At 51.7% G+C, this 24,483-nt stretch carries 19 protein-coding genes; 11 read left to right on the top strand and 8 right to left on the bottom strand.

What is annotated here, in order from left to right; translation table 11 throughout:
• Positions 1-84: 84 nt before the first annotated feature.
• Positions 85-1,881, top strand: coding sequence for an ATP-binding protein (locus F3F96_RS01015; RefSeq protein ID WP_241697577.1), 1,797 nt, complete (start codon positions 85-87; stop codon positions 1,879-1,881).
• A gap of 77 nt (positions 1,882-1,958) precedes the next feature.
• Here F3F96_RS01015 and ribD read toward each other — a convergent pair whose 3' ends face one another.
• On the bottom strand, positions 1,959-3,056 hold the full coding sequence (gene ribD, locus F3F96_RS01010; RefSeq protein ID WP_241697576.1) for a bifunctional diaminohydroxyphosphoribosylaminopyrimidine deaminase/5-amino-6-(5-phosphoribosylamino)uracil reductase RibD: 1,098 nt from the start codon (positions 3,054-3,056) through the stop codon (positions 1,959-1,961).
• A 96-nt stretch (positions 3,057-3,152) separates the two neighbouring features.
• On the opposite strand from ribD, the gene yaaA reads away from it, so the two are divergent.
• Positions 3,153-3,917, top strand: coding sequence for a peroxide stress protein YaaA (gene yaaA / locus F3F96_RS01005; protein WP_176961393.1), 765 nt, complete (start codon positions 3,153-3,155; stop codon positions 3,915-3,917).
• A 554-nt stretch (positions 3,918-4,471) separates the two neighbouring features.
• Here the strand turns inward: yaaA and F3F96_RS01000 are convergent.
• The gene (locus F3F96_RS01000) at positions 4,472-5,746 is read right to left on the bottom strand and encodes an O-acetylhomoserine aminocarboxypropyltransferase/cysteine synthase family protein (protein WP_176961392.1); all 1,275 of its coding nucleotides are present in this window, start codon (positions 5,744-5,746) and stop codon (positions 4,472-4,474) included.
• Positions 5,747-5,771: 25 nt separating this feature from the next.
• Positions 5,772-6,812: a homoserine O-succinyltransferase gene (locus tag F3F96_RS00995; RefSeq protein ID WP_176961391.1), complete on the bottom strand. Its 1,041-nt coding sequence runs from the start codon at positions 6,810-6,812 to the stop codon at positions 5,772-5,774.
• Positions 6,813-7,024: 212 nt separating this feature from the next.
• On the opposite strand from F3F96_RS00995, the gene F3F96_RS00990 reads away from it, so the two are divergent.
• The 5 genes from F3F96_RS00990 to F3F96_RS00970 all read left to right on the top strand — a co-directional run bounded on the left by F3F96_RS00990 (position 7,025) and on the right by F3F96_RS00970 (position 12,528).
• Positions 7,025-7,888 carry an NAD(P)-dependent oxidoreductase gene (locus F3F96_RS00990; RefSeq protein ID WP_176961390.1) on the top strand — a complete coding sequence of 288 codons (864 nt, stop codon included), beginning with the start codon at positions 7,025-7,027 and terminating at the stop codon, positions 7,886-7,888.
• An 85-nt stretch (positions 7,889-7,973) separates the two neighbouring features.
• A complete protein-coding gene (gene polA, locus F3F96_RS00985) occupies positions 7,974-10,727 on the top strand; it encodes a DNA polymerase I (RefSeq protein WP_176961389.1) in 2,754 nt (917 codons plus the stop codon).
• Between the two features lie 11 nt (positions 10,728-10,738).
• A complete protein-coding gene (locus F3F96_RS00980; RefSeq protein ID WP_176961388.1) occupies positions 10,739-11,383 on the top strand; it encodes a DUF2726 domain-containing protein in 645 nt (214 codons plus the stop codon).
• Between the two features lie 4 nt (positions 11,384-11,387).
• The gene (locus F3F96_RS00975; RefSeq protein ID WP_176961387.1) at positions 11,388-11,732 is read left to right on the top strand and encodes a cupin domain-containing protein; all 345 of its coding nucleotides are present in this window, start codon (positions 11,388-11,390) and stop codon (positions 11,730-11,732) included.
• A gap of 94 nt (positions 11,733-11,826) precedes the next feature.
• The gene (locus F3F96_RS00970) at positions 11,827-12,528 is read left to right on the top strand and encodes a histidine phosphatase family protein (protein ID WP_176961386.1); all 702 of its coding nucleotides are present in this window, start codon (positions 11,827-11,829) and stop codon (positions 12,526-12,528) included.
• Positions 12,529-13,061: 533 nt separating this feature from the next.
• On the opposite strand, the gene F3F96_RS00965 is transcribed toward F3F96_RS00970, so the two are convergent.
• The 3 genes from F3F96_RS00965 to F3F96_RS00955 form a co-directional block, all read right to left on the bottom strand.
• The gene (locus F3F96_RS00965; RefSeq protein WP_176961385.1) at positions 13,062-13,793 is read right to left on the bottom strand and encodes a DUF4126 domain-containing protein; all 732 of its coding nucleotides are present in this window, start codon (positions 13,791-13,793) and stop codon (positions 13,062-13,064) included.
• A gap of 131 nt (positions 13,794-13,924) precedes the next feature.
• Positions 13,925-15,553, bottom strand: coding sequence for a 2,3-bisphosphoglycerate-independent phosphoglycerate mutase (gpmI, locus tag F3F96_RS00960; protein WP_176961384.1), 1,629 nt, complete (start codon positions 15,551-15,553; stop codon positions 13,925-13,927).
• Positions 15,554-15,556: 3 nt separating this feature from the next.
• Positions 15,557-16,939: an MFS transporter gene (locus F3F96_RS00955; RefSeq protein ID WP_176961383.1), complete on the bottom strand. Its 1,383-nt coding sequence runs from the start codon at positions 16,937-16,939 to the stop codon at positions 15,557-15,559.
• A 162-nt stretch (positions 16,940-17,101) separates the two neighbouring features.
• Here F3F96_RS00955 and F3F96_RS00950 point away from each other — a divergent pair, with 162 nt between their 5' ends.
• The 4 genes from F3F96_RS00950 to ppk2 all read left to right on the top strand — a co-directional run bounded on the left by F3F96_RS00950 (position 17,102) and on the right by ppk2 (position 22,048).
• Positions 17,102-18,955, top strand: coding sequence for a cation:proton antiporter (locus tag F3F96_RS00950; protein WP_176961382.1), 1,854 nt, complete (start codon positions 17,102-17,104; stop codon positions 18,953-18,955).
• A gap of 8 nt (positions 18,956-18,963) precedes the next feature.
• Positions 18,964-19,878, top strand: coding sequence for a tRNA glutamyl-Q(34) synthetase GluQRS (gluQRS, locus tag F3F96_RS00945; protein WP_176961381.1), 915 nt, complete (start codon positions 18,964-18,966; stop codon positions 19,876-19,878).
• Positions 19,879-19,960: 82 nt separating this feature from the next.
• Positions 19,961-20,902: a PLP-dependent cysteine synthase family protein gene (locus F3F96_RS00940; RefSeq protein ID WP_176961380.1), complete on the top strand. Its 942-nt coding sequence runs from the start codon at positions 19,961-19,963 to the stop codon at positions 20,900-20,902.
• Between the two features lie 315 nt (positions 20,903-21,217).
• Positions 21,218-22,048 carry a polyphosphate kinase 2 gene (gene ppk2, locus F3F96_RS00935; protein WP_176961379.1) on the top strand — a complete coding sequence of 277 codons (831 nt, stop codon included), beginning with the start codon at positions 21,218-21,220 and terminating at the stop codon, positions 22,046-22,048.
• 77 nt (positions 22,049-22,125) lie between these two features.
• Here ppk2 and hisS read toward each other — a convergent pair whose 3' ends face one another.
• Together hisS and ispG are read right to left on the bottom strand one after the other, a co-directional pair.
• Positions 22,126-23,367: a histidine--tRNA ligase gene (hisS, locus tag F3F96_RS00930; RefSeq protein WP_176961378.1), complete on the bottom strand. Its 1,242-nt coding sequence runs from the start codon at positions 23,365-23,367 to the stop codon at positions 22,126-22,128.
• Positions 23,368-23,369: 2 nt separating this feature from the next.
• On the bottom strand, positions 23,370-24,482 hold the full coding sequence (ispG, locus tag F3F96_RS00925; protein ID WP_176961377.1) for a flavodoxin-dependent (E)-4-hydroxy-3-methylbut-2-enyl-diphosphate synthase: 1,113 nt from the start codon (positions 24,480-24,482) through the stop codon (positions 23,370-23,372).
• Position 24,483: the final 1 nt, after the last annotated feature.

The raw sequence follows: 24,483 nt of genomic DNA, 5'->3' as shown, positions 1-24,483 counted from the left end.
TTCATAACGCTTGCTAACGAATATTCAGCATTTGGGTTAAATGTTGCTATAATACCTGCATGAATAGGAGGGTTAATGGGGTTCTTGCCTAAAGTACTACATGAGAAGGTACGTATTGTACCATTCATTTCCATTACCTTCTTACTCTTAAGTTTCCTTGCAGCATTAGGTTTCCTTAGCAATATTGGCCATAAAATGGCTAAGCAGCAATCCCCACTTGTCGATGCAAGTATGGAAGTGAAACTCAACGCCACCATGCACCACCTTTGGCTCGAAGAGCTTATTCAGGGTGATTCATCTATCAATGCTCAAGACGTCTGGTCATATCTTGACGCCAGTGAATGGTATGCAAAAGCAATGCTATTCGGTGGTAAGAATGCAGAAGGCACATATATTCCTTTAGCGAATCCGGAGCTTCGTATAGAAGTCATAGAGACTCTTAAGAAGATTGCCGCCTTAAGAAAAGCAGGTAATGACCGGCTGAATAACACCAATGAAAGTGGCATTGGAAGTCAACTGGATCAAAAATTTGATGAATCATTTAATGCAATGATTGAGCAAGCAGACAAAGTAGAAACAGAGCTTCTTTCAACAATTGCCAGGGATCAAAAATGGTATGATTTTATTTCAATCACACTCATTGTGAGCTTCAGCGTGATTGCCATCATTATTCTTATTGGCTTTGTCTATTTTGATAATCGCCGCAGATCTGATCTGGCGAAACAACTGAGTCTGATCCAGCAAGTCAATCAGGCACAAAAAATGGAAGCATTAGGAACGCTGGTTGGAGGCATTGCCCATGACTTCAACAACACTTTGGCAGGCATAACCGGCAACATTTACCTGGCCAAAATAAGTGCTCGCGACAACCCAGATACAGTTCAACATCTAACTAGCATTGAAAACCTCTCATTTCGTGCTGCCAGTTTAATTCAACAGCTGCTTACCTTTGCTCGAAAAGGCATAGTTAAAATGAAATCATTCCCATTAACCCCTTATATCAAGGAGACACTTAAACTTGTCCGCACAGGAATTCCTGAAAACATTTCTCTGAACTCTAAATTATGCAGCCAACCTTTACCGGTAAATGGGGATGCGGCCCAAATCCATCAAGTTCTAGTTAACTTAATCAGCAATGCTCACGATGCAGTTGAAAATGTTGATGAGCCATTTATCAATATTATGCTTGAGTCGTATAACGTGGATGATGGGTTCCTTGCCCGACACCCGGACTCTACAGCTGCTCTCTATGCTCACCTTAGTGTTGAAGATAACGGACATGGAATCCCTGAAGATCAAATCAAACATCTATTTGAACCGTTCTATACCACTAAAGAGCAGGGCAAAGGAACAGGCCTTGGTTTAGCCATGGTCTTTGGGTCAATAAAAACTCACAATGGTTATGTGGAAGTGGAAAGCAACGTGGACGAAGGTTCCACCTTTCACATTTATATCCCTTTGACTGAAGAGGCTGTTACGTTAGTAGAAAAACAGGGTAAAGGAATTGTTAAAGGGCATGGAGAAACAATCTTACTTGTTGATGATGAGAAACATATCCTCTCAACAGGAAAACAAGTGCTTGAGTCACTGGGCTATCGAGTTCTGGAAGCATCAGACGGCATAGAAGCCATTGATAAATTTACTGCCCACAAGAATGTCATCTCCCTCATCATTATGGATTTGGTCATGCCAAGGTTTGGTGGTGTGAAAGCTATGGATCAAATTCATCAAATTAAGCCTGATACGAAAGTTATCTATTCTACTGGCTATGACAAAAAAGCTGTCCTGACTAAAACCAATTCAATCAATCCCACAGTTCTTACTAAACCATATAACATTGATGAACTTAGTCATGCCATCAACAAACAACTCAACGCATAGAGTTTCAATGGTGTCAGATTCAATTGATATTTAACTAACACTCTGGGCCGGTTTACGACACAAACAATGACTGGCGCTTAATCTTCGAAGTAAACAACCCGACCTCGGATCATGACATCATCGCCGAGTACGCGGCGTTTGATGTCTGCAAGATGCAGGGCTTGACCAACGCTCTCCACACCCAATCCGTTCCAGAGGCAGATGGCATCACGGCCACCGATCAGGATCGGTGCCTGATAGAGCACCAGCTCATCAGTGAAGTGACCCTCAAAGAATGAGGCGTGCAGATAACCACCACCCTCCAGCAGCAGATGCAGATAACCATCTTCAGCCAGATGCTTGAGGATCGCATCCAGAGAACTCAACTGCTCAATCTCAACACCAGCCTGCTGCCACTTCTCGGTATGTTCGTTACTGCTACGCACATAAAAACGGGTTACGGCATCGCCTGTGAGAAGTTTGCTATCGGCATTAAAACGCGGTGTTTCAAAACAGAGAACCACCCTCAAAGGTGGCTTGCCCTTGATCTCAACATCACGAACAGTCAGCGATGGGTTATCATATTGCAGGGTGCCAGCTCCAACCACAATGGCATCCACCTGCGCTCTGATGCCCTGGGCATGCATACGTGACTCTCCACCACTGATCCACTGTGAATTGTGGGTGCGCGTAGCCAGTTTGCCATCAAGAGAGATCGCCGCCTTGGCAGTGACATAGGGGCGTCCGGTACGCATATAGTGGAAAAAAGGCAGATTCAACTTATCGGCCTCTTCTGCCATAAAACCACCAATCACATCGATATGGGAAGCTGTTAACACCTTAGCACCACCGGCCATTTTCGGATTGGGATCAGAGGATGCGTAGATCACATGCGCGATACCGGAGCTGCGGATGGCATCGGTGCAGGCCGGTGTCCGGCCATGGGCGGCACACGGCTCCAGCGTTACATAAAGGGTGGCATCTTTGGCCTTCTCACCGGCCTTCTCAATGGCCATCGCCTCGGCATGCGGGCCACCGGGAAACTCATGCCACCCTTCACCGACAATAAGACCGTTTTTGACCACCACCGCACCGACACGCGGATTAGGGTGTGTGGAGCCGATACCACGGCGGGCCAGTTTAATTGCCTGCTTCATAAAGATTTCGTGATGGGTGCGCTCAAGTTCCGTCAGCATCCGATGAGAATGATCTTTTCCTTTTTCCAAATCAAGTCGAAAAACCTGTGTGGCTGAAGGGGTGCATCTTTTTATCACCATCTTTATAGTCGCCCTATGCTGATTGTTATCTCCCCTGCCAAGAAACTCGACTTCAAAAGCGCTGCGCCTGTCAGTGATTTCACGCAGCCGGATCATCTTGACCATGCCGCTGAACTGATCGCGGTGATGCAGGAGAAGGACAGCTTTGAGATTGCCGATCTGATGAAGCTATCGATGAATCTGGCTGATCTGAATATGGAGCGCTTCCAACAGTGGCACACCCCCTTTACCCCGGATAATGCCAAACAGGCGATCTTTGCCTTTACCGGTGATGTTTATCAGGGACTGGATGCAGGCACACTGGATGGTGATGCAACTGCCTTTCTACAGCAGCACCTGCGCATCCTCTCCGGCCTCTACGGCACACTGCGCCCGCTTGATCTGATGCAGCCCTACCGGCTTGAGATGGGAACACGCCTTGCCAATGAACGCGGACGCAATCTCTACGAGTTCTGGGGCAACATTATTACAGAGAGCCTGAATAAAGCACTGGCCGAACAGGGTGATGATATTCTGATCAACCTCGCCTCCACTGAATATTTCAGTGCGGTAAAAACGGCCAATATCAAAGGGTCCATTATCACGCCTGTATTCAAAGAGCTGCGCAAAGGGAGTTATCGCATCATCAGCTTCAACGCCAAAAAGGCTCGTGGTTATATGAGTCGGTTTATCATCGAGAACAGGTTATCTGACCCTGAAGCGCTTAAATCATTTGATGTTGCCGATTACGCTTTTAATGAAGAGCTCTCATCGAGCAACGAGTTCGTATTTACCCGCTAAGAGAAGCTACTGAATCACCTCTGCTTTAAGCAGGAGATTCAAGCTCTACCTTTGTCAGTTCAATAATCACATCCAGCCTGGATACTTCATCAAGTTCCGGATGTGTAGTTTTCAACCACGTATAAAGTCTCTCTGAACAATATCTATTGCACAGATGCGGCCGCAGTGGATTAAGTGCATAACAGCATTGATCATTTGAAGCCCTGAACTTGCAGTTCTCAATTCCTTTCGTCTCTTCTGGTGGCTCTATATCAATACCCATCTCGTTTCCGCCTCATCAATTGGTGGGGAGTATAGATGTAAGTAGCTTGAAACTTTCGTGAACTATTTCACATAGAGCACTTTATCCTCGAAAACTGGTCATCTGACTCTGAAGAGCTAAAAGTGTTCGATGTTCCGATTTCTCTTATTATCCGCTTCAGGCAGCACTACAACTCCTATTCGTGTTAATTCGCGTGCATTCGTGGTTCGATTTTATGTTTTTTTGAAAAGCCCCCTCCAAACAGAAAAGGGCGCAGCTTTCGCTACGCCCTTTTGATTCAACAGTCAGCCGATTAAGCAGTTGCTGCAGCCAGTGCCTGATCGATATCGGCAAGGATATCATCAATATGCTCGATACCGATGCAGAGACGCAGCATATCCGGAGTTACACCGGCGGAGACCAGCTCATCCTCACTAAGCTGACGATGCGTGGTGGAGGCAGGATGTGCAGCCAGTGATTTGGTATCACCGATATTCACCAGTCGCTTGAACAGGCCGAGTGCATCATAGAACTTCTCAGCCACCTCAAAACCACCCTTAACTCCGAAGGTTAGCAGCGCTGAAGGTCGGCCATTGGTATATTTCTGTGCCAGCTCGTGATAAGGCGAATCGGACAGACCACCATACTGCACCCAGGCTACATCCGGATGTGCCTGCAGATGCTTGGCAACTACAATGGCATTATCACAGTGACGCTCCATACGCAGGGTCAACGTCTCAATACCCTGCAGAAGTAGAAATGCGTTCATCGGGCTCAATGCAGAACCGGTATTACGCAGCGGCACGGTGCGCGCGCGTCCGATAAAGGCTGCAGGGCCAAGCGCATCAGTATAGACCACGCCATGATAGGCCGCCTCAGGCTCATTGAGCATCGGGAAGCGATCGGCATGCTCTGCCCACGGGAACTTACCTGAATCGACAATCATGCCGCCGAGCGAGTTACCGTGACCGCCCATATATTTGGTCAACGAATAGACCACAATCGATGCACCGTAATCGATCGGGCGGATCAGTGATGGGGCTACCGTATTATCGACAATCACCGGAATGCCGTGTTTGTCAGCCATCGCACAGATCGCTTCAATATCGACGATATTACCGGCCGGATTACCGATCGACTCGCAGTAGATCGCCGATGTTTTATCATCGATCAGCGCTTCGAGTGCTGCCGGGCTATCGTCCTCGGCAAAACGCACATCAATGCCCTGACTTGGCAACATATGTGCAAACAGGGTGTAGGTGCCGCCATAGAGCATCGGAATGGTGACAATATTGTTGCCCGCTTTGGCGATGGTCTGAATCGCATAGGTGATCGCTGCACTACCTGAGCTGACGGCAAGACCGGCAATGCCGCCATCAAGTTCCGCACAGCGTTTCTCCAACACGTCGTTGGTAGGATTCATGATGCGAGTATAGATATTACCGGGCACGGCAAGATTGAAAAGGTCAGCACCGTGCTGGGCATTATCAAATTCATAAGCCACCGTCTGATAGATCGGCACAGCTACGGATTTGGTGGTCGGGTCGGTTTCGTAACCGGCGTGGATAGCAATAGTTTCAGTTTTCATCTTCTCTCCTCACATGTTGCCTGCATCAGGCAGATCTGTTTTGCGAGCGTTGCCGCTCAAAATTGGTCTTCTCATACACCAGCCCCAGCCAGTTGTTTACAATCGACTTGGCAGTATCGCGCCAGGTGTTATCCAGCAGCGGCTCAAGGTGCGCCTCAGGGAAAGCAGGTGGTTCAACGCCCTGCGCCAGCGCATCAAGAATCTCCTGCTGATGGCGCTGTGTAATCGCGATGGCATCATCACAGAAATAGGCTTCAGGCAGTGGTGGATAATCTTGGCGCTGCCCCAATTTGAAACGGCACACCTCTCGTTTGTACTCTTTGAGCAGGCTGTTGGTGTCATATTCAGGATGCCCCTGGAAATAGACAAGGCTGAACTGATCCGGACTGACAGCCATATGCACTCCTGCCACATCACTCTCAATCAGAATGGTCAGACCGGCACGCTCCAGCGGCTCTTTGTGGATGGCATTAAAACGCGAGTGCGGCACATCAAAGCGGGTATTGATATCACGCAACAGCGGATGCTCCTGGTGTTTGATACGATGCGGATAGACACCCCACAACTTGCCAGCCATCGGCTGGCGATCAATATGGTAGAGCTGTTTGACCAGTGCATGCGTGGCCAGGCAGGAGCAGAGCACGGAGGTGACATGATCCTGCGCCCATTCAACCACCTCTTTGAGTGGCTCCCAGAAAGGTTCCCGGTCCAGTGATGGATTGGAGACATTGGCACCGGTAACAATCAGCGCATCCAGCCCCATGGCTTTGATCTCTGCAAAAGTGTTGTAGTAGTGATCGATGTACTCCTGACTCTCTTCACTGCGCGGCAGCCCCTCAACCGTGAAAGGGTGCACATAAAACTGAACGATCTGATTGCAGCTGCCCACCAGACGCATGAACTGAATTTCAGTGGCGATCAGGGCGGCATCGGGCATCATGTTTAAGAGACCGACATGCAACTCGCGAATATCCTGATGCAACGCCTGCTTCAGTGTCAGCACCTTCTCGCCGCGCTGACGCAGCTTCTCGAATGCAGGTAGTGCTGTATGCTCAACCAATGGCATAAATGAAGGCCCCTCCCTCAACTGCCTCGCAACAGAAGCGAAAGCAGAATGACAGCCTAGATTTTTTTCCTCTTGATGGAAAGTCATGAACATCAGATCGCCAGAGTTTCGACCACATCTCTCTCTGTTCATCGCTGAACAGAATTTAGCTTTCATGGTCGCTAAAACAGCTCACGGAGCTAACCTTGCTCTTTCATGTAAAGGAGAAGGATATGCAGCAACACATCGGATTTATCGGACTCGGCATTATGGGTCAGGCTATGGCAGGCAATATTCTCAAGGCGGGATATGAGCTGACGGTTTATAACCGTTCAAGCCACAAGGCAGCAGCTTTAGCTACTGCCGGTGCCACGGTTGCGCTCTCGCCAAAAGAGCTGGCTGAACGTTGTGAGATCATCATTCTGATGCTAACCGGCCCTGAGGCTGTGGATGCCATTCTTGGTGGAGGAAACGGCCTGCTTTCCGCAGATTGCAAAGGTAAAACCATTATCAACATGAGCACCGTACCACCGGCCTACTCGCGTGAACTGGCGCAACAACTGGGGGCTCACGGCATCACTGTTATCGACGCCCCTGTCTCAGGCTCAAAGATACCAGCAGAGCTCGGAACGTTGGTGATTCTGGCCGGTGGCGATGAAACAGCGATCAAACAACTTGAACCGCTGCTGCTGAGCATGGGCAGCCGCGTGATCTATTGTGGTGAAGCAGGCACAGGTTCAAGCATGAAGCTGGCGATCAATCTGCTACTTGGCACCATGATGGAGGGGCTGGCTGAAGCAACACATCTGGCTGAAGCTTCAGGACTGGCGACTGAAACTTTTCTGGAGGTGGTGAGTGCAGGTGCGCTGGCCTGCCCACTGTTCAAGATCAAAGAGCAGATGCTGATTACAGACAGTTATCCGCCGCAGTTCCCTTTCCGGCACATGGCCAAAGATATGCAGTATGTCGTGGAAGAGGCACAGCAATCCGGCATTTCACTGCCCGTGGCCAATCAACTTGCCGAGTTGTTTGATCCGAATGCGCCTGATGAACTGCTCGACCGGGATTTTGCCGCCGTTAAAAGCCTTCTGAAATGATAGTGCTTGCGAGAAATTCATAGAAGACTTGCCTGATGCTGAAAACACAAATTGACCGGCGGCGATTGTAGGGCATGCTGCGCATATGCCTCATTTAGTTCTCATCGACGGACCCAATTACGTATTCCGCGCTTTTCATGCTGTGCGCCATAATCTCACCAACTCCAAAGGTGAACCGACCAATGCCGTATTCGGTTATGTGCAGATGCTACGCAGCATTCTTAAGGATCTTGGCCCTACGCATGTGGCGGTCGCTTTCGATCCCAAAGGTGGCACCTTCCGCAACCAGATGTATGCCGACTACAAGGCACATCGTCCTCCGATGCCGGAGGAGCTGGCGGCACAGTGGCCGTGGGTACATGAGGTTACCGACGCCTTCAAACTCAACCGTATCTGCATCGAGAACTACGAGGCCGATGATGTCATCGCCACACTGGCCAAGCAGGCCGAAGCCAAAGGCTGGGATGTGACTATTGTCTCCACCGATAAGGATCTGATGCAGCTGGTCAGCGACAAGGTCTGGATGCTCGATACCATGAAACGGGTGGAGTACGGCGCGGATGAGGTGAAAGAGAAGTGGGGCGTAGGCCCTGATCGCATTCAGGATCTGCTGGCCCTGGCCGGTGACTCGGCCGATAACATCCCCGGTGTGCCCGGCATCGGCCCGAAAACTGCAGTGCAGCTGCTGGAGGCCTATGGTGATCTTGAAGGTGTACTCAGCCATGCCCCTGAAATCAAACAGAATAAACGCCGTGAAAATCTGATTGAATTTGCTGAAGATGCCCGCCTCTCCTACCGGCTGGTGGCACTCGATTATGAAACACCTGTTGATGTGAAACTCGATGACCTTGCGATAGCTGGCCCTGACCGGCAGCGGCTCACCGAACTGTTCACCCGTCTGGAGTTCCGTCGCCTGCTGGCTGAATTTGATGATGGCAACGAACCCGCGACAGCAGCAGTGACCTCTGAAGAGGTTCATACTGCTGAAGATAAACCTGTAGAACCTCTGGTCGTTAACCGCACCGATATCGTCGTGGATGATACGCAGAAACTGGATCAACTCATTCAGGCACTAAGCAGTGCCGAACTGATTGCCATGGATACAGAGACCACATCACTGCGCACCCATGATGCTGAGCTGGTCGGTCTCTCTTTTGCAGTCAAAGAGGGGGAAGCCTTTTATATCCCTGTCGGCCATCGCGCAGCCGATCTGCTCGAACCCGCACCCCAGCAGCTGCCACTGGCAACTGTACTCTCAGCACTGCGACCGATTCTTGAGGATGCCAGCAGAGCCAAGTGCGGCCATAACCTGAAATATGATGCGCAGGTGCTGCGCCGGGCCGGCATTGAACTGGCCGGAATCAAGGCCGATTCGATGCTGCTCGCATACTGCCTCTACCCGGCCAAATATGCGCCGAAGATGGATGCCGTGGCTGCAGATTATCTCGGTTACAACTGCATCAGTTTTGAAGATGTGGCTGGTAAAGGGGCCAAACAGATCTGTTTTGATCTGGTGCCGCTGCAAACGGCCATCCCCTACGCCTGCGAAGATGCCGATATCAGCCTGCGCCTTAGCCGACTGCTGAGCGAGAAACTGAATGATGAGTCACGACTAAACCGCCATGATGAGATTGAACTGCCACTATCTCGGGTACTGGCCGATATGGAGTGGCGCGGCACACGTATCGATGCAGTTAAACTGGCTGAACTCTCAAGTCGTTTCGGTGATCGCATCAGTGAACTGCAGAGCGAGATCCATGCTGCCGCAGGTGAGGAGTTCAATATCCAGTCGCCCAAACAGCTGGGTGAACTGCTGTTCGACAAGCTTGGCATAACCGGTGGCAAGAAAACCAAGTCGGGACAGTGGGCTACAGGTCAGGATGTGCTGGAAAAACTGGCTGATGAGCATGAGGTGCCACGCCTGATTCTTGAGGTGCGCCAACTCTCCAAACTCAAATCGACCTACTCCGATGCTCTGCCAAAACTGATCCATCGAGACAGTGGCCGTGTTCACACCTCTTTTAATCAGGCGATCACCACCACAGGTCGCCTCTCCTCCTCCGATCCGAATCTACAGAATATCCCCATCCGCAGCAGTGAGGGGCGTGAGATTCGCAAAGCCTTTATTGCCGAGCCGGGTAATCTACTGATTGCTGCCGACTATTCACAGATTGAGCTCAGACTGATGGCCCACTACTCTCAGGATGCAGCCCTGTGCAGTGCCTTTGCCAAGGGTGAGGATATCCATGCCGCCACGGCCGCTGCGGTGAACGATATCGATCTTGCTGATGTGACTGGTGAGATGCGCAGGCGCGCCAAAGTGATCAACTTCGGCATTCTCTACGGCATGAGCGCCTTTGGCCTGGCCAAACAGCTCGGCATCAGCCGGTCCGAATCCCAGACCTTCATTGAAACCTACTTTGCCCGCTACCCTACCGTACGTGCCTTTATGGACGATACACTGGAGAGCGCACGCCAGTTAGGGTATGTTGAGACACTGCTCGGTCACCGTGTTTATGTGCCTGAAATTAATGGAAAAAATGGCATGCATCGTGCTTATGCGGAGCGTACAGCGATTAATGCGCCACTGCAGGGTTCGGCGGCTGATATTATCAAGGTAGCGATGATTAACCTGCACCGGCGTCTGCTTGATGAGATGCCCGCAGCAACGATCACACTACAGGTGCACGATGAACTGATTGTTGAGGCTCCTGCTGCAGAAGCAGAAAAAGTTGCTACAATCATGAAAGAGACGATGGAATCTGCCGTGCAACTGCATGTGCCGCTGATTGTTGATATTGGCATGGGCAGCAGTTGGTATGATGCCCATCAACTTTAGGGAGAATATATATGCCTGATCAGGCTGCCATTGTTGCCATCATTCTCGCCGCGCTTGTCGCAGCGGTATTAATACAGCTTTTACGCAAGAAAAAAGGCAGTAACAAAGGTGTTCAAGCTGATATGCTACCGATGATGCAGGCTACTGCAGGAGAGCTCAGCGTGGTTGAGCAGTGCTGCTTGCAAACTCTGCAGCAGGTTGCCGGAGAGGAGTATCATATCCGCAGCAAGGTAGCACTCTGCGCAGTTGCCACCAGCCATAAAAAGGATTCTCAGAAACTTCTGGATTTTGTGCTGTTCAGTAAAGAGAGCAGCAAAGCGGCCTGCGTTATCCAGCTGCAATCGGTTACCCAGCGTGATGAATCTTCTGCTGAGCAGGCTCTGCTGAAGGCTGGCATCAGACTTTACAGGCTGCCCCGCAAAAGCAGCTACTCGATCTCCAGTATAAGGCAGCTACTTGATAGCTACCTTGAGAAACCGGTAGCCACGCCCGATGAGATGATTGCCACTATCTCAACAAAAGCCTTCCGCCAGTGCAAAAAATGTAAGTCTCCGATGGTGCTCAAACGCGCCAGTGCCGGGCCACATACAGGCATGCTCTTCTGGGTATGCGCAGAGTACCCGGAGTGTGCCAGTGTCGAGCTCTATACCGAATAGCCTCATGCAGTCGCAAAATATTTTTGCAGATATCCCGATCGACCTGCCTGATGAGATGACCTCTACCCTTGCCGACAACAGTAATCTTCGCATTGAGAGAATCGTCTCTGAGGGGCAGGTCTCGCCAGAGGGGTTCTGGTACGATCAACATGAGGATGAGTGGGTGATACTTCTGCAGGGGGCAGCAACGCTGCAATTTGAAGGTGATGGTTCTGAACTGAAACTCTTAGCCGGAGATTATACCCTGATCCCTGCGCACAGAAAGCACCGCATCAGTTGGACTGCCCCGCAAGAGAAGACAATCTGGCTGGCAGTTTTCACCTCGCATGCCATGCATGACGAAACATAATAGCTGTGAAATATATCCTCTTTTTGCAGAGTCTGTTTCACTAGGATATGGTACGTTATATCAGCGCATCTGTAGACGCGTATGGAGGAGAATTATGATTTTCAGAGCTGCCATCCTGATCACCTTTATCGTCAGCCTGCTACCACAGCTTTCTGCTCCTGTTTTTGCAGAGGATTTCTCCCCCCTTAATATCTATATCGTGCGCCATGGCGAAACATTGGGTAATACAACTGGCAACCATAGCGCTGAAAATGACCGCACCTTTTCAAAAAAAGGAGAGCAGCAGGTGGCCGAGTTAACACAGAAACTCGAACGCACCCGTTTTGACAGAATCCTGGTCAGCCCCAAATACCGGGCAATGAATACCATCTTCCCCTATCTGAAAAAGAATAATCTTAAAGCCGAAATCTGGCCTGAGCTGGATGAGTGCTGCTGGCAGAAGAAGAGAGACTCCAACTATGCGTTCCGCATTGAGCGCGGTGAAATGATCAAGATTGAGTCCGCCATGCGCCCCTACTTCATCTTCCCTGATAAAGAATCTGAGCGTGTCTATATGCCAACCTCATTTTCTGACGGTGTACTGATGATCTTCAAATCATCCGATAAAGTGACCCGCATGTTTGGTGGCAGTGGCAAAAACATCCTGATTGTTTCCCACTACCACTCAGGTGGTCGACTGATCGAAATCCTGCAGGGGTTAGAGCCTGAAGGTCGATTCCAGCTCTCCAATGCCAAAATCGCCCACCTGCGTGAGAACAACCAGGGCACCTTCCGCCTTCTCGGCATCAATCAGTAACCTTCGCTTTTAGCTATCAATCAGAGTAACACTCTGAAAATAGCGTTTTAAATATATAAAATTGAAAGACCACTATCACGATGGCCTTTGATTGGCTTATCGAGGGTTAGCGGGAACAACAGAGTTGGGCAGATGGCTTTTGAAGTGCCACTTGCTCCGGTTCGGATTGCCGATCCTGCCTAATGGTGATTCGACCCATCCATGGGTCTCACCCTACGGGCGAGCTAAAGCTCGTCCAAATCTACTGTCCTGTAGATTTGTGATTCGGGGCATCCATGGGTCTCACCCTACGGGCGAGCTAAAGCTCGTCCAAATCTACTGTCCTGTAGATTTGTGATTCGGGGCATCCATGACCCTCACCCAAAGGGCAAGCTGAAGCTCGTCCAATCCGGCTATCCTGCCGGATTGTGATTCGGGGCATCCATGACCCTCACCCGAAGGGCAAGTTCAAGCTCGTCCAATCCGGCTATCCTGCCGGATTGTGATTCGGGTCATCCCTACTCCTTACCCTACGGGCGACTATCGATAAAGGCCTATCGCGCAGCGGTATCGCCGCTGCTTGCTCCTGCTGATTTGTCAGGTGGTTCTTTGGGTTCAGGGTCAACAGCTTCTGCTGTGACACTGGCCGGCACCACCGGTTCCGGTTCGGGAGGCACCTCTTTACCACCAAAGAGAGAGCGCAGCTTCGCGACCACCCGTTTAATACCACGCCACAACTTGGGCAGCATCCAGATCATCAGCACAATAAACAGCACCATCAGCACAAGGAAGAGCACAGGATGGTTCAGTGCAGTCCACAGACCGGCCACCACAGCCACATCCTCTGCCACCGAAGCGGTCCAGTTGGTAAAAGGTTCGGGGGAGGTGTTGATAATAGCTCGCGACCCCGTTTTGGCGGCATGTGTCGTGGCAGCAAGGCCACCACCCATAATACCTGCGGCAAGTCCGACAACCGGATCCACCTCACCAACCGCTCCCATGGCCATCATCGCACCTGCCGGAATACGTACAAAGGTGTGCATCATATCCCAACCGGTATCGACTCCGGGAATCTTATCGGCAAAGAATTCAACGCAGTACATCGCACCGGCAGCAAAGAGCACCAGTGGATCAGAGAGTATTTCAAGGCCCGGAGGAAGATCGACATTGCCGGTCGAGCCCATCAGGCCAAGCACCAGAATCGCGGCATAGAGATTGATGCCACTGGCCCAGGCTGCGCCCATTGTCATGGCGAGTATCGCTGCGACCTGATCAAGCTGTTCCATGGCTACACTCCTGTTCAATCATCAAGGTTTAGAGCCATGATCCCTAATACCGGCTAGACCTGCAACGGTTTATTGTTCGATGCGGGGGGAATCTCTACCCCAACCTCTACCCCGAACGGGCTGAAAAGGGCTTAATTCCGCTCGATCAGTGAAGGGTAGATATCATCGGGAACCGGTAATCCCATCGCCTCAAACAGCGTGCCTGCCAGATGGGCGAGGCCGGGCTGAGTCAGTATGGTCTGCTCATCATCCGGCTGACGCAGGCTGTAGGAGCCGTCATAAGCCGGATCAAACAGGATGCATGGTACCGGGTTAATCGAGTGTTTGGTGCAGGCTTCAGACTCACCGTCTTTGGCAAACACCATCATCTCTTCGGCATTGCCGTGATCAGCAGTAATCAGGGCTGAGCCACCCACTGCTGACAGCGCTTCAATAATGCGTCCAACTGCTGCATCCACTGTCTCAATCGCACGTATCGCCGGCGCCATGATGCCGCAATGACCAACCATATCGGCATTGGCAATATTGATCAGACCAAAACCGTATTCACCCGAGTTCACCAGCTCGATCGCCTTCTCGGCAATCTCATTGGCCTTCATCTCAGGCGCGTCGGAAAAGGAGACACCCTTATCCGATGGAATCAGAATATAATCTTCCATTGAGGCGTCGAGTGGCTGACGGTAACCACCATTAAAGAAGAAGGTAACATGCGGGTATTTCTGCGTCTCTGTCAGACGGAACTGCTTGATACCCAACTCAAGAATGCGTCTGCCAAACGGATTGGCAACACTGCTTGGCCCCATCAACTGCAACTCAGGAAGATTGCGATCTTCGTCGTAAACCATCATACCGGCATAGACCACATCAGGACGACTGCCACGATCAAAGCCGTCAAAATCATCCAGCTCAAAGGCTTCAGTGATCTCAATGGCGCGATCACCGCGGAAGTTAACCATCACCACAGCATCACCATCATGCATCGCACCGCGCGGCTCGTCATGATCATCCACGATGACAAAACCATCCATATCCTGATCAATCAGGTCCGGATTCTCTCCGCGCATATGCTCGATTGCCGCCATCATTGAAGGGAATCGCTGATCACCCTGACCATGCACCATCAAATTCCAGCCCTGTTCCACCTTGGACCAGTCGCGATCACGATCCATCACGATACGTTCCCTGCCGCCACCGCTGGCAAAACAGTAGTCAAAACCATCGCTGCTATTGATGAAGGTGAAATCCTCTTCCAACTCACAAACATATTTCTGCGCAGTCTGGATACCTACATCGCGACCATCGAGCAGCGCATGCACCCGTAAAGATTTAATACCGCGCTCAAAAGAAGCGTTGATCAGCGCTTTGAAATTGTTGATGTGGGAGTGAATGTTGCCATCGGAGAGCAGCCCCATGAGATGAATCGTTCCGCCGGTTTCACCAGCTGCCATCACCTGCTGCAGCGCATCAGATTTAAGGAATGAGCCATCGGCAACAGCCTTATTAATACGTGTCGGCCCCTGATCGAGAATCTCTCCCGCCCCCATGGTCAGGTGCCCCACTTCAGAGCCGCCCATATCATTTTTGGCAGGCAGACCGACATAGGGGCCGTGGGTCATTAGCGTGGTATGTGCATAATCTGACCAGAGACGATCAAACACCGGCGTGTTGGCTTGCGCAATGGCATCCTCGGGACCGCCAGTGCCGATACCCCAACCATCCATCACAATCAGCAATACAGGTTTTACTGTTTCCTTACTCATGGCTTATCCGACCTCTATCTCTGATGGCTGCCCGACCGACTCCGGCTTCAGCAACGCATCCAGCGCTTTGGCATCAAACAGTTTTTTATCCACCCTCAAAAAGGCCGCATTCTCTTCCGGCACCACTTTAGCCTCAAAGACACCCGCCAGCTTAAGAATCGAAACCTCCAGCGCCAGTGCATCCACATCAGACTCAACGTGCGCCATCACACTTGAGCGCATCACAGGCATCGTCATGCCCGATGCAACCAGCAGCCAGAGCAGCGCCAGTGAACCGGCGCCAAAGAAGATCCCCTGCACATCATACTGGCCGTAACACCAGCCACCCACAGCACCACCCAGAAAAGCACCGAAAAACTGCGATGTGGAGTAGACGCCCATGGCGGTCCCTTTGGCGTCAATCGGAGCCATCCGCGAGATCAGCGACGGCAGTGTCGCCTCCAGCACATTGTAGGCGATAAAGAAGAGTAGCAGGGCTGCCATCACGGAAAACATCGAGTCATGCCAGAGACCGAGCAGTATACAGGAGAGCGCGATCAGGCTAATGGAGAAGAGAAACACCTGTTTCATCTTCTCCTTCTTCTCGGCCACGATGATCAGTGGCACCATAAACACAATAGCTACCAGCAGCACCGGCAGGTAGACCCACGGGTGATCAACAGCTGCAATATCGAGATGATCGCGCAATACAAACGGTAAGCCGATAAACAGTGACATGATAATGCCGTGCAGAATCATAATGCCGAAATCAAGGCGCAGCAGCTGGCCATCCTTGAGAATGCGTCCGAACTCACCGGGTACTGCTTCAACATCCCTGTGCATACTCAGATGATCAGGATCGGGAACCAGTAGATAGAGCACGGCGATACTGAGCAGTGCAAAAAGAGCGGTAAACCAGAAAATGCCATCCACACCGACCCATACACTGAGCAGAGGCCCGGCAATCAGTGCCACCGTAAAGGACATGCCGATGGTCATGCCGACCACAGCCATCGCCTTGGTGCGCACCTCTTCACGGGTAAGATCAGCCAGTAGCGCCATCATCGCAGCAGCAATCGCACCTGAGCCCTGCAGGGCACGTCCGAGAATCACCATCCAGATCGAGTCAGCCATCGCCGCGACCACACTACCGACGGCAAAAATAAGCAGCCCACCGGCTATCACCGGTTTCCTGCCGATACGATCAGAGAGCCAGCCAAAGGGAATCTGCAGCATCGCCATGGTAAAGCCGTAGATACCCAACGCCAAACCGATTGTGGTAGGTGTTACCCCCTCCAGCCCTTCGGCATAGAGCGCAAAAACGGGAAGAATAAGGAATAGTCCCAGCATACGCAGGCCATAGATACCCGCGATGGAAAAAACACTACTTCTTTCGGCTGAATTCATTTAAGACGACACCTCAACTATTTCCGCTGCAAAACAGCAGCGCGGCATGATAGCACCAGAGCGGGCTGGACGCATGCAGGATAAGCGCGCCATTACCCTAACTATCGTAAGGGTAAAAACTTAACTTGCCCGTGCGCGCCCTCGACGGCAGCCTTTTTCGCAATGTTTCCTGAAACTGCCACACCTACCACCACCTTTGTTGTTGCCGTTCTCATTGCGACGGCAGCCCAGATGCTGGCCAATCGCTTTCGCTTTCCACCGATCCTGCTCTGGCTGCTGGCCGGCATGGCACTCGGCCCGTTCGGCCTGCATGTGATGCATGTCGAGTCGATGGAAGGCGCTCTGCACACCCTGATCGAACTTGGCCTTGCCATTATCCTCTTTGAGGGTGGCTTAAGCATGAATCTGAAAGAACTGCGCGCCAATGGCTGGGTGGTCGGACGCATGGTCATTTTCGGGCCGCTACTAACCATCGCTATCGGAGCTACAACTGCGCACATGATGACCGGTATCGACTGGCCGTTGGCCCTGCTGTTTGGCGCACTGGTATCTGTTGGTGGCCCTACTGTGATTCTTCCTATCATCCGTCAGATGCGGTTGGGGCGCAATATCAGCCATATTTTAACGGCTGAAGCGATGTTGATTGATGTGGTTGGTGCGATTCTTGCCATTGTATTCCTGCAGGTCGCGCTCACACCTGAGATGTCCGGCATGCTCATTGCCGAGGATATCCTGTTAAAAATTGTTGTCGGCTTTTTCATCGGACTGGCAGGTGGCCGCCTGCTTGCCATGCTGCTTTCAAGCAGCTGGGCCAAGGATGTTGAGATCAGAACCATCCTCACCCTCTCCTCTGCATGGGGGGTATTCCTGCTCTCCGACTCCATCAGTGAGCAGGCAGGACTGCTGGCCGTACTGATGATGGGCGCGGTACTGCAGCGTATGGAAGTGCACGACATTCAACGCCTGAAACACTTTAAAGGCAGTCTCTCCATGCTGCTGATCTCGGTACTGTTTGTGCTGCTGGCTGCCAATATGAATCTGGCTGTGATGCGCGAATATCTCTATCCGGGCCTGATAATCTTTGTCATTCTCGCCTGTTATGCGCGCCCGCTTGCCGTACTCTTTTCAACCATGGGTAGCCATCTGAATACCAGTGAAAGTCTCTATCTGGCCGGCATGGCACCGCGAGGTGTGGTCGCAGCCGCCATCACCTCACTGTTCGTTCTTATTCTGCAGGAGAGTGGCAACCCTCAGAGCGAGCTGCTTATGGCACTGGTGTATATCGTTATTATCTCATCCATTCTGATCTACAGTCTTGTTGCTCGCCCTTTGAAAACCATGCTCTCCATTGATGGTGGTGACGAACGCTCTGTACTGATCATCGGTGGCGGTCAGATTGGCGCTGAGCTTGGTCGCGCATTGGGCGAAGATCGCGAGGTACGCTTCCTTGATCTCAATGCAGAGGTGATCAACAGCTTGAAACGATCAAATTATACCGCCATCTGCGGCAATGCACTGGATCCGCTCTACTGGGAGATTATTCATGCCGAGGAGATCGGTGTGGTGATTGTGATGACCGGCTCATCCGATCATAACCTGCTGATCGCCAGCCTTGCCAATGAGAACTATCATACCCCTGAGATCTACATTGCTCTGCAGGAGGATGCTGCTGAGAAACATGCCAGCCTGATCCACCAGCTGCAGGCGCGCAGACTGTTTGCCAAACCCTACAACTTCACCTACTGGAACGATCAGGCCTACCGCAAACGACTGCTGTATGAGGCTCGCACTGTCGAGCAGGAGTCACTACTTATTGGTGAAAAAATGGTTGATGCACGCATCCCGCATGGCGTGCAGCCCATTGCTATCGTGCGTGAAGGCAAAACCCTGATTCCTCATGACAACCTGATATTTGAAGCCGGTGATGAGATCAAGCTGCTGATGCGCCCTGAACGTACAGAAGAGGGACAGGCCCTCATCCTTCCACCCTCAAAGAAAGTAAAAACAGACGCCTGACAGATACAATGCAACTGCGCAGCAGATTTGCCCCCAGCCCGACCGGGCTTCTGCATGTCGGCAACGCATATTCAGCACTGTTATGCGCCCAGTGGGCCAAAGCCAACTGCGCAGAACTGCTGCTCAGAATTGAGGACATTGATCACACCCGCTGCCGCCCTCACTTTATTGATAGCATCTATGAAGACCTGCAGTGGCTTGGACTAAGCTGGCCAGAACCGGTACGCCTGCAGAGCTCTCATCTGCAGGATTACCGCGCTGCCATCGATCAACTGCGCAGACTGGAGGTGATCTACCCCTGTTTCTGTACCCGCAGAAGCATACAGCAGGAGATCGAACGCATGGCTATCGCGCCGCACGCAGAGGATGCAGCCAATATCTATCCCGGCATCTGCCGTGGCCTCTGCCATCAAGAACAGGAGCGGCGCATGCAGACCTCCCCATTTGCCTGGCGGCTGAATGCGATCAAGGCCATGGCATTGATAGATGCCCCACTCTGCTGGCACGATGATCAGGGAATCTCCCACATGGCTGACATTGATCATGATGAGGTGATCGGTCGAAAGGACATCTCCTTCAGCTATCACCTCTCGGTCGTGGTTGATGATGCCATTCAAGGCATCACTCATATCATTCGCGGCAAGGATCTTGAGTCGAGTACCGGCATCCACCGCCTGCTGCAGCAACTGCTCGGACTACCCGAACCGATCTACATCCACCATCCACTGATTCATACTACCAGTGGTGAACGGCTTGCTAAACGCAATGGCGCAACCACGCTGGCAAGTCTGCGTGGCATGGGTGTTGACCCGGAAAAACTGAGGGGCTGTCTGCTTGCTCTGCCGCAACTGATCTGGCCGTTTGTGCAGCAGGAAAGCAGCACCCAGAGCAGCGAAATCCTGCGCCTGCTTGGCAAGCGCTGATTCCATGCCATCATTGGCCGCCATCACAGCACGAGGCTTTGCCTCTTCACTGTAGATGGAAACAGATTTCTAAGGTGATATTTTGAACTCAATATTAGATTTGATTGGCAATACGCCCATGGCAACGATACAGCATATCACCAGCCATCTTCCCGCTAATATCCGTATTCACGCCAAGCTTGAACGCTTCAACCCCGGTGGTTCGGTCAAAGATCGTCCTGCCTTGTGGATGATCCGTGAAGGGTTGAAAAACGGCAAGCTGGACAAGAGCAAAGTCATCCTCGACTCCACATCAGGCAATACCGGCATCGCGCTGGCAATGATCGGTGCAAGCATGGGCTTTCGTGTTCGTCTGGTGATGCCGGGTAATGTCTCCGATGAGCGCAAACGCATCTGCCGCGCTTTTGGTGCAGAATTGATCTTCTCCGATCCGCTGGAGGGCTCCGACGGTGCCATCATCGATGCGCGCAACATCTATGAAGCCGACCCTGATCACTATTTCAAACCGGATCAGTACAACAACCCGGCCAATCCTCGTGCCCATGAAGAGTCGACCGGCCCTGAAATATGGCGCGATACGGGTGGTAAGGTGACCCACTTCATCGCTTCGATGGGCACCTCCGGCACGCTGGTTGGTACCGGCCGTTACCTCAAACGCATGAGCAGTAGTGTTCAGATTATTGCTGCCGAGCCTGACTCACCGTTCCATGGCATTGAGGGGCTGAAACATATCGAATCAAGTATTGTACCTGGGGTTTATGACGCCAGCGTTTACGATCAGAAGATCGGCATCGACACCGATGTCGCCTACACCTTTACCCAGCGACTGGCCTCTGAAGAGGGCATTCTCTGTGGTCAGTCATGCGGTTGTGCACTGGCTGCTGCACTGAAGGTTGCAGAAAATCTGGCGGAGCAGAGTCTGCCGGGTGAAATAGTGGCCATCTTCCCGGATGGTGGAGAAAAGTACCTCTCCACACCTGTATTTGCAGGCAGTGATCGCGTCACTTACGCTGAAGGCATTTAGGCTATTAACACTATATAATCCTGTTTCTGCTTCCGTAACACGAACAGCATCAGAGAGGAGAGATCATGAACGAGCAGGACGAAATCAAAAAAGTAAAATACCAGAACATCACATTGGGTGTGCTTATTGCACTCCTGGCCGTCACTGCCCTGGTCACCCTCTGGGTAAGCTCCTGATAGCAACAAGAGCAACCGACTTACGCAAGCCGGATCGCTCACAACAAGCTCGGAACGCTGAGTTATCCCGGTTCTGTTTCTATTATTTTTAATCCCATGATCGTGTGTTATAGTGCCCCCCTTATTTAGGGAGACGTTTATGACAGAACAGGTAAAACAGCCAGTCATGCAGGCACAAAAGCCTGCCAAGCCTAAGAAACTGGCTACAAAAGATTATGATGCTGCCCTTGCAGATATCCATGTGGAGCTGGTGAAATGGCAGCACTGGGTCAAGGATCAGGGACTACAGGTTGTTCTGATATTTGAGGGCCGCGATGCCGCAGGCAAAGGCGGCACCATCAAACGCCTGATGGAACCTTTGAATCCTCGTGGCTGTAATGTGGTTGCACTTCCAGCCCCTTCCGACCGCCAGAAAACCCAGTGGTATTTCCAGCGTTATGTTGAACATCTTCCGGCAGCAGGCGAGATCGCTGTCTTTGACCGCAGCTGGTACAACCGCGCTGGTGTTGAGCATGTGATGGGCTTCTGTACCGACAAAGAGTACCGCGAGTTTATGCGCTCCTGCCCTGAGTTTGAACGTATGCTGGTTCGCTCCGGCATTATCCTAATCAAGTACTGGTTCTCAGTCAGTGATGAAGAGCAGGAACGCCGCTTCCAGAAACGTGCCACCGACAAAACCAAACACTGGAAACTCAGCCCGATGGATCTGGAGTCGCGTGATCGCTGGATGGAGTACTCCAAAGCCAAGGATGAGATGTTCTTCTATACCGACATCGATGAAGCGCCATGGAATGTGGTCAATTCAGATGACAAAAAACGGGCTCGACTCAACTGCCTGAGCCATATCCTCTCATCGGTTCCATATAAGGACGTGATGCCTGCACCGAAACCGCTGCGCCCGAGAAAAGAGCAGCCGGACTACAAACGCCCGGACATCAATGATCAGCACTTCGTTCCCAAGAAGTATTAAGAACAGAGAAAGTCTAACCGCATAAAAAAAAGGAGCTGCATTTGCAGCTCCTTTTTTCTTTCCCCTTCCCGGGAAACTTAGATTGAGATGAGCAGCACAACCTCATCAAGTGTAAGCAACTGCTGCTCACCATTGGCCATGTTTTTCAAAGCGATCTTGCCGGATTCCATCTCATCACCGCCAATCACTGCAACAAAACGGGCCGACTCACGATCTGCCATCTTGAACTGGCGTTTGGCTGCCCCGCCACCGCAATGCACAACGGAGAGCCCTGCTGCTCGCAGGCCTGCTGCCTGAGTAAGCGAGTAACTCAATACATCGGCACCAAGCGCAACTACGGCAACATCAATGCCTCTCTCTTCCTTGTCATCCAGCAGCATGGAGAGTCGCTCAACACCTGCAGCAAAACCGATAGCAGGGGTAGCCGGGCCACCAAGGCTCTCAACCAGACCATCGTAGCGACCACCGGCCAGAACCGTGCCCTGTGCACCGAGTTTATCAGTGACAAACTCGAAGGCCGTGCGGTTATAATAGTCCAGACCGCGCACAATGCGGGCATTGATCACGTACGGCACAGCCAAAGCAGCTAAACCCTGTTTCAGACCATCGAAATGGAATTCACACGCCTCGCAAAGATGATCCACCATCTCCGGCGCATCTCTCAGTGCGACCTGGCACGAAGCCACCTTACAATCGAGCACACGCATCGGATTTTTGGCGATACGAGCGTTACAGGTTTCACACAGTTGCTCTTTTTTTGCATCCAGGTAGGTAACCAGTCTGTCGCGATAACCGGGTCTGCACTCCTTGCAACCCAATGAGTTCACCTCAAGCCTGAGATCTGAAATTTCCAGTTCAGTAAGAAAGGCATGCGCCATAGCCAGCACTTCAGCATCTTCAACAGGGCCGGAAACACCAAACCACTCCACACCAATCTGTTGGAACTGCCTTAAGCGTCCTTTCTGTGGCCGCTCACGGCGAAACATCGGGCCGGCATAATACCAGCGCTGGGCACCGGCACGGGTCAATCCACCCTGCAGATAGGCACGTACCGCTCCGGCCGTACCCTCAGGACGCAGACAGATATTATCATTGCCCTGATCGATAAAACTGTACATCTCTTTGGATACGATATCGGTCTCTTCACCGATCGAACGTACAAACAGCTCAGTCGGTTCCAATATCGGCAGCCGCACTTCTGAACAGGCATAGGTAGCGAAGGTTTTACGTGCCGCCTGCTCTACACGTTGAAAACGCCTCACCTCATCAGGCAGACCATCATGGATGCCGCGAATACTCTGTAAACTTTTTCCAGCCATGGTTAACTCTTCTCCTGATCTGCGTCCATTTCAGCCCGTTTGGCCGCAGCACGCTTCTCAATATCCTCAACCAGCATATCGAGGATCTTGTCCTGCTTAATCTTTTCAGCCTTTTCACCATCACGGTAGAGCATATGCACCGGATAACCACCGGTGATACCCACCTCAGCCTCTTTGGCCTCACCCGGCCCATTGACCACACAGCCAATCACAGCGACATCAATATTCTCATGGATATGCGCCACGCGCTTCTCCAGCTCAGCCACGGTCTCAATCACATTGAACTTCTGACGGGCGCAACTTGGACAGGCGATCAGATTCACGCCACGATGACGAAGACCGAGTGATTTAAGGATCTCAAAACCGACCTTCACCTCCTCTTCAGGTTCCGCCGCCAGTGAGACACGAATGGTATCACCGATACCATCAGCCAGTAGCAGGCCAAGACCCACTGAAGATTTCACTGTGCCGCCAAACAGGCTGCCAGATTCAGTGATGCCCAGATGCAGTGGATAATCCACCTGCGCTGCCAGTTTACGATACGCCGCAACGGTCATCGGGATGTTACTCGCTTTCAGAGAGACCTTGATATCGGAGAAGTTCATCTCCTCAAGAATATGAATATGGCGCAGAGCAGATTCGACCATGGCATCAGCACACGGCTCGCCATATTTCTCATTCAACTCTTTCTCAAGCGAACCGGCATTCACTCCGATACGAATCGAGATATTACGTTCAGCAGCAGCTTTCACCACCCGCTCCACGCGATCACGTGAACCGATATTGCCCGGATTCAGACGCAGGCCATGCACGCCAGCTTCCAGAGAGGCCAGTGCCATCTTATAACTGAAGTGGATATCGGCGATGATCGGCACACTCGTCTGGGACAGAATCTCCGGCATCGCTGCGGCCGACTCAGGATCGGGCACAGAGATGCGCACAATGTCCGCACCTGCACTCTCCAGCCGCTGCACCTGCGCCACGGTGGCATCAATATCAGTGGTCAGTGTATTGGTCATCGACTGCACAGCGATCGGTGCATCACCACCAACCTTTACACCGCCAACATCAATTTCTCTGGTTTTTCTTCTGCTCGCTACGATCTGATCGCGCATC

Source organism: Mariprofundus sp. NF (genome assembly GCF_013387455.1).
GTDB lineage: Bacteria > Pseudomonadota > Zetaproteobacteria > Mariprofundales > Mariprofundaceae > Mariprofundus.
Note: the sequence above shows the minus strand (reverse complement) of the source record. Positions and strands in the feature narration are given on the sequence as shown.

What these genes read in the sequence shown, in the direction of transcription:
- F3F96_RS00980 (WP_176961388.1), top strand. Translation starts at nt 10,739, where the DNA reads ATGCCTGATCAGGCTGCCATTGTTGCCATCATTCTCGCCGCGCTTGTC.
- gluQRS (WP_176961381.1), top strand. Translation starts at nt 18,964, where the DNA reads ATGCAACTGCGCAGCAGATTTGCCCCCAGCCCGACCGGGCTTCTGCAT.
- polA (WP_176961389.1), top strand. Translation starts at nt 7,974, where the DNA reads ATGCCTCATTTAGTTCTCATCGACGGACCCAATTACGTATTCCGCGCT.
- ispG (WP_176961377.1), bottom strand. Translation starts at nt 24,482, where the DNA reads ATGCGCGATCAGATCGTAGCGAGCAGAAGAAAAACCAGAGAAATTGAT.
- F3F96_RS01000 (WP_176961392.1), bottom strand. Translation starts at nt 5,746, where the DNA reads ATGAAAACTGAAACTATTGCTATCCACGCCGGTTACGAAACCGACCCG.
- ppk2 (WP_176961379.1), top strand. Translation starts at nt 21,218, where the DNA reads ATGACAGAACAGGTAAAACAGCCAGTCATGCAGGCACAAAAGCCTGCC.
- ribD (WP_241697576.1), bottom strand. Translation starts at nt 3,056, where the DNA reads ATGCTGACGGAACTTGAGCGCACCCATCACGAAATCTTTATGAAGCAG.
- F3F96_RS00975 (WP_176961387.1), top strand. Translation starts at nt 11,388, where the DNA reads ATGCAGTCGCAAAATATTTTTGCAGATATCCCGATCGACCTGCCTGAT.
- F3F96_RS00970 (WP_176961386.1), top strand. Translation starts at nt 11,827, where the DNA reads ATGATTTTCAGAGCTGCCATCCTGATCACCTTTATCGTCAGCCTGCTA.
- F3F96_RS00995 (WP_176961391.1), bottom strand. Translation starts at nt 6,812, where the DNA reads ATGCCATTGGTTGAGCATACAGCACTACCTGCATTCGAGAAGCTGCGT.
- gpmI (WP_176961384.1), bottom strand. Translation starts at nt 15,553, where the DNA reads ATGAGTAAGGAAACAGTAAAACCTGTATTGCTGATTGTGATGGATGGT.
- F3F96_RS00955 (WP_176961383.1), bottom strand. Translation starts at nt 16,939, where the DNA reads ATGAATTCAGCCGAAAGAAGTAGTGTTTTTTCCATCGCGGGTATCTAT.
- F3F96_RS00965 (WP_176961385.1), bottom strand. Translation starts at nt 13,793, where the DNA reads ATGGAACAGCTTGATCAGGTCGCAGCGATACTCGCCATGACAATGGGC.
- F3F96_RS00950 (WP_176961382.1), top strand. Translation starts at nt 17,102, where the DNA reads ATGTTTCCTGAAACTGCCACACCTACCACCACCTTTGTTGTTGCCGTT.
- F3F96_RS00990 (WP_176961390.1), top strand. Translation starts at nt 7,025, where the DNA reads ATGCAGCAACACATCGGATTTATCGGACTCGGCATTATGGGTCAGGCT.
- yaaA (WP_176961393.1), top strand. Translation starts at nt 3,153, where the DNA reads ATGCTGATTGTTATCTCCCCTGCCAAGAAACTCGACTTCAAAAGCGCT.
- hisS (WP_176961378.1), bottom strand. Translation starts at nt 23,367, where the DNA reads ATGGCTGGAAAAAGTTTACAGAGTATTCGCGGCATCCATGATGGTCTG.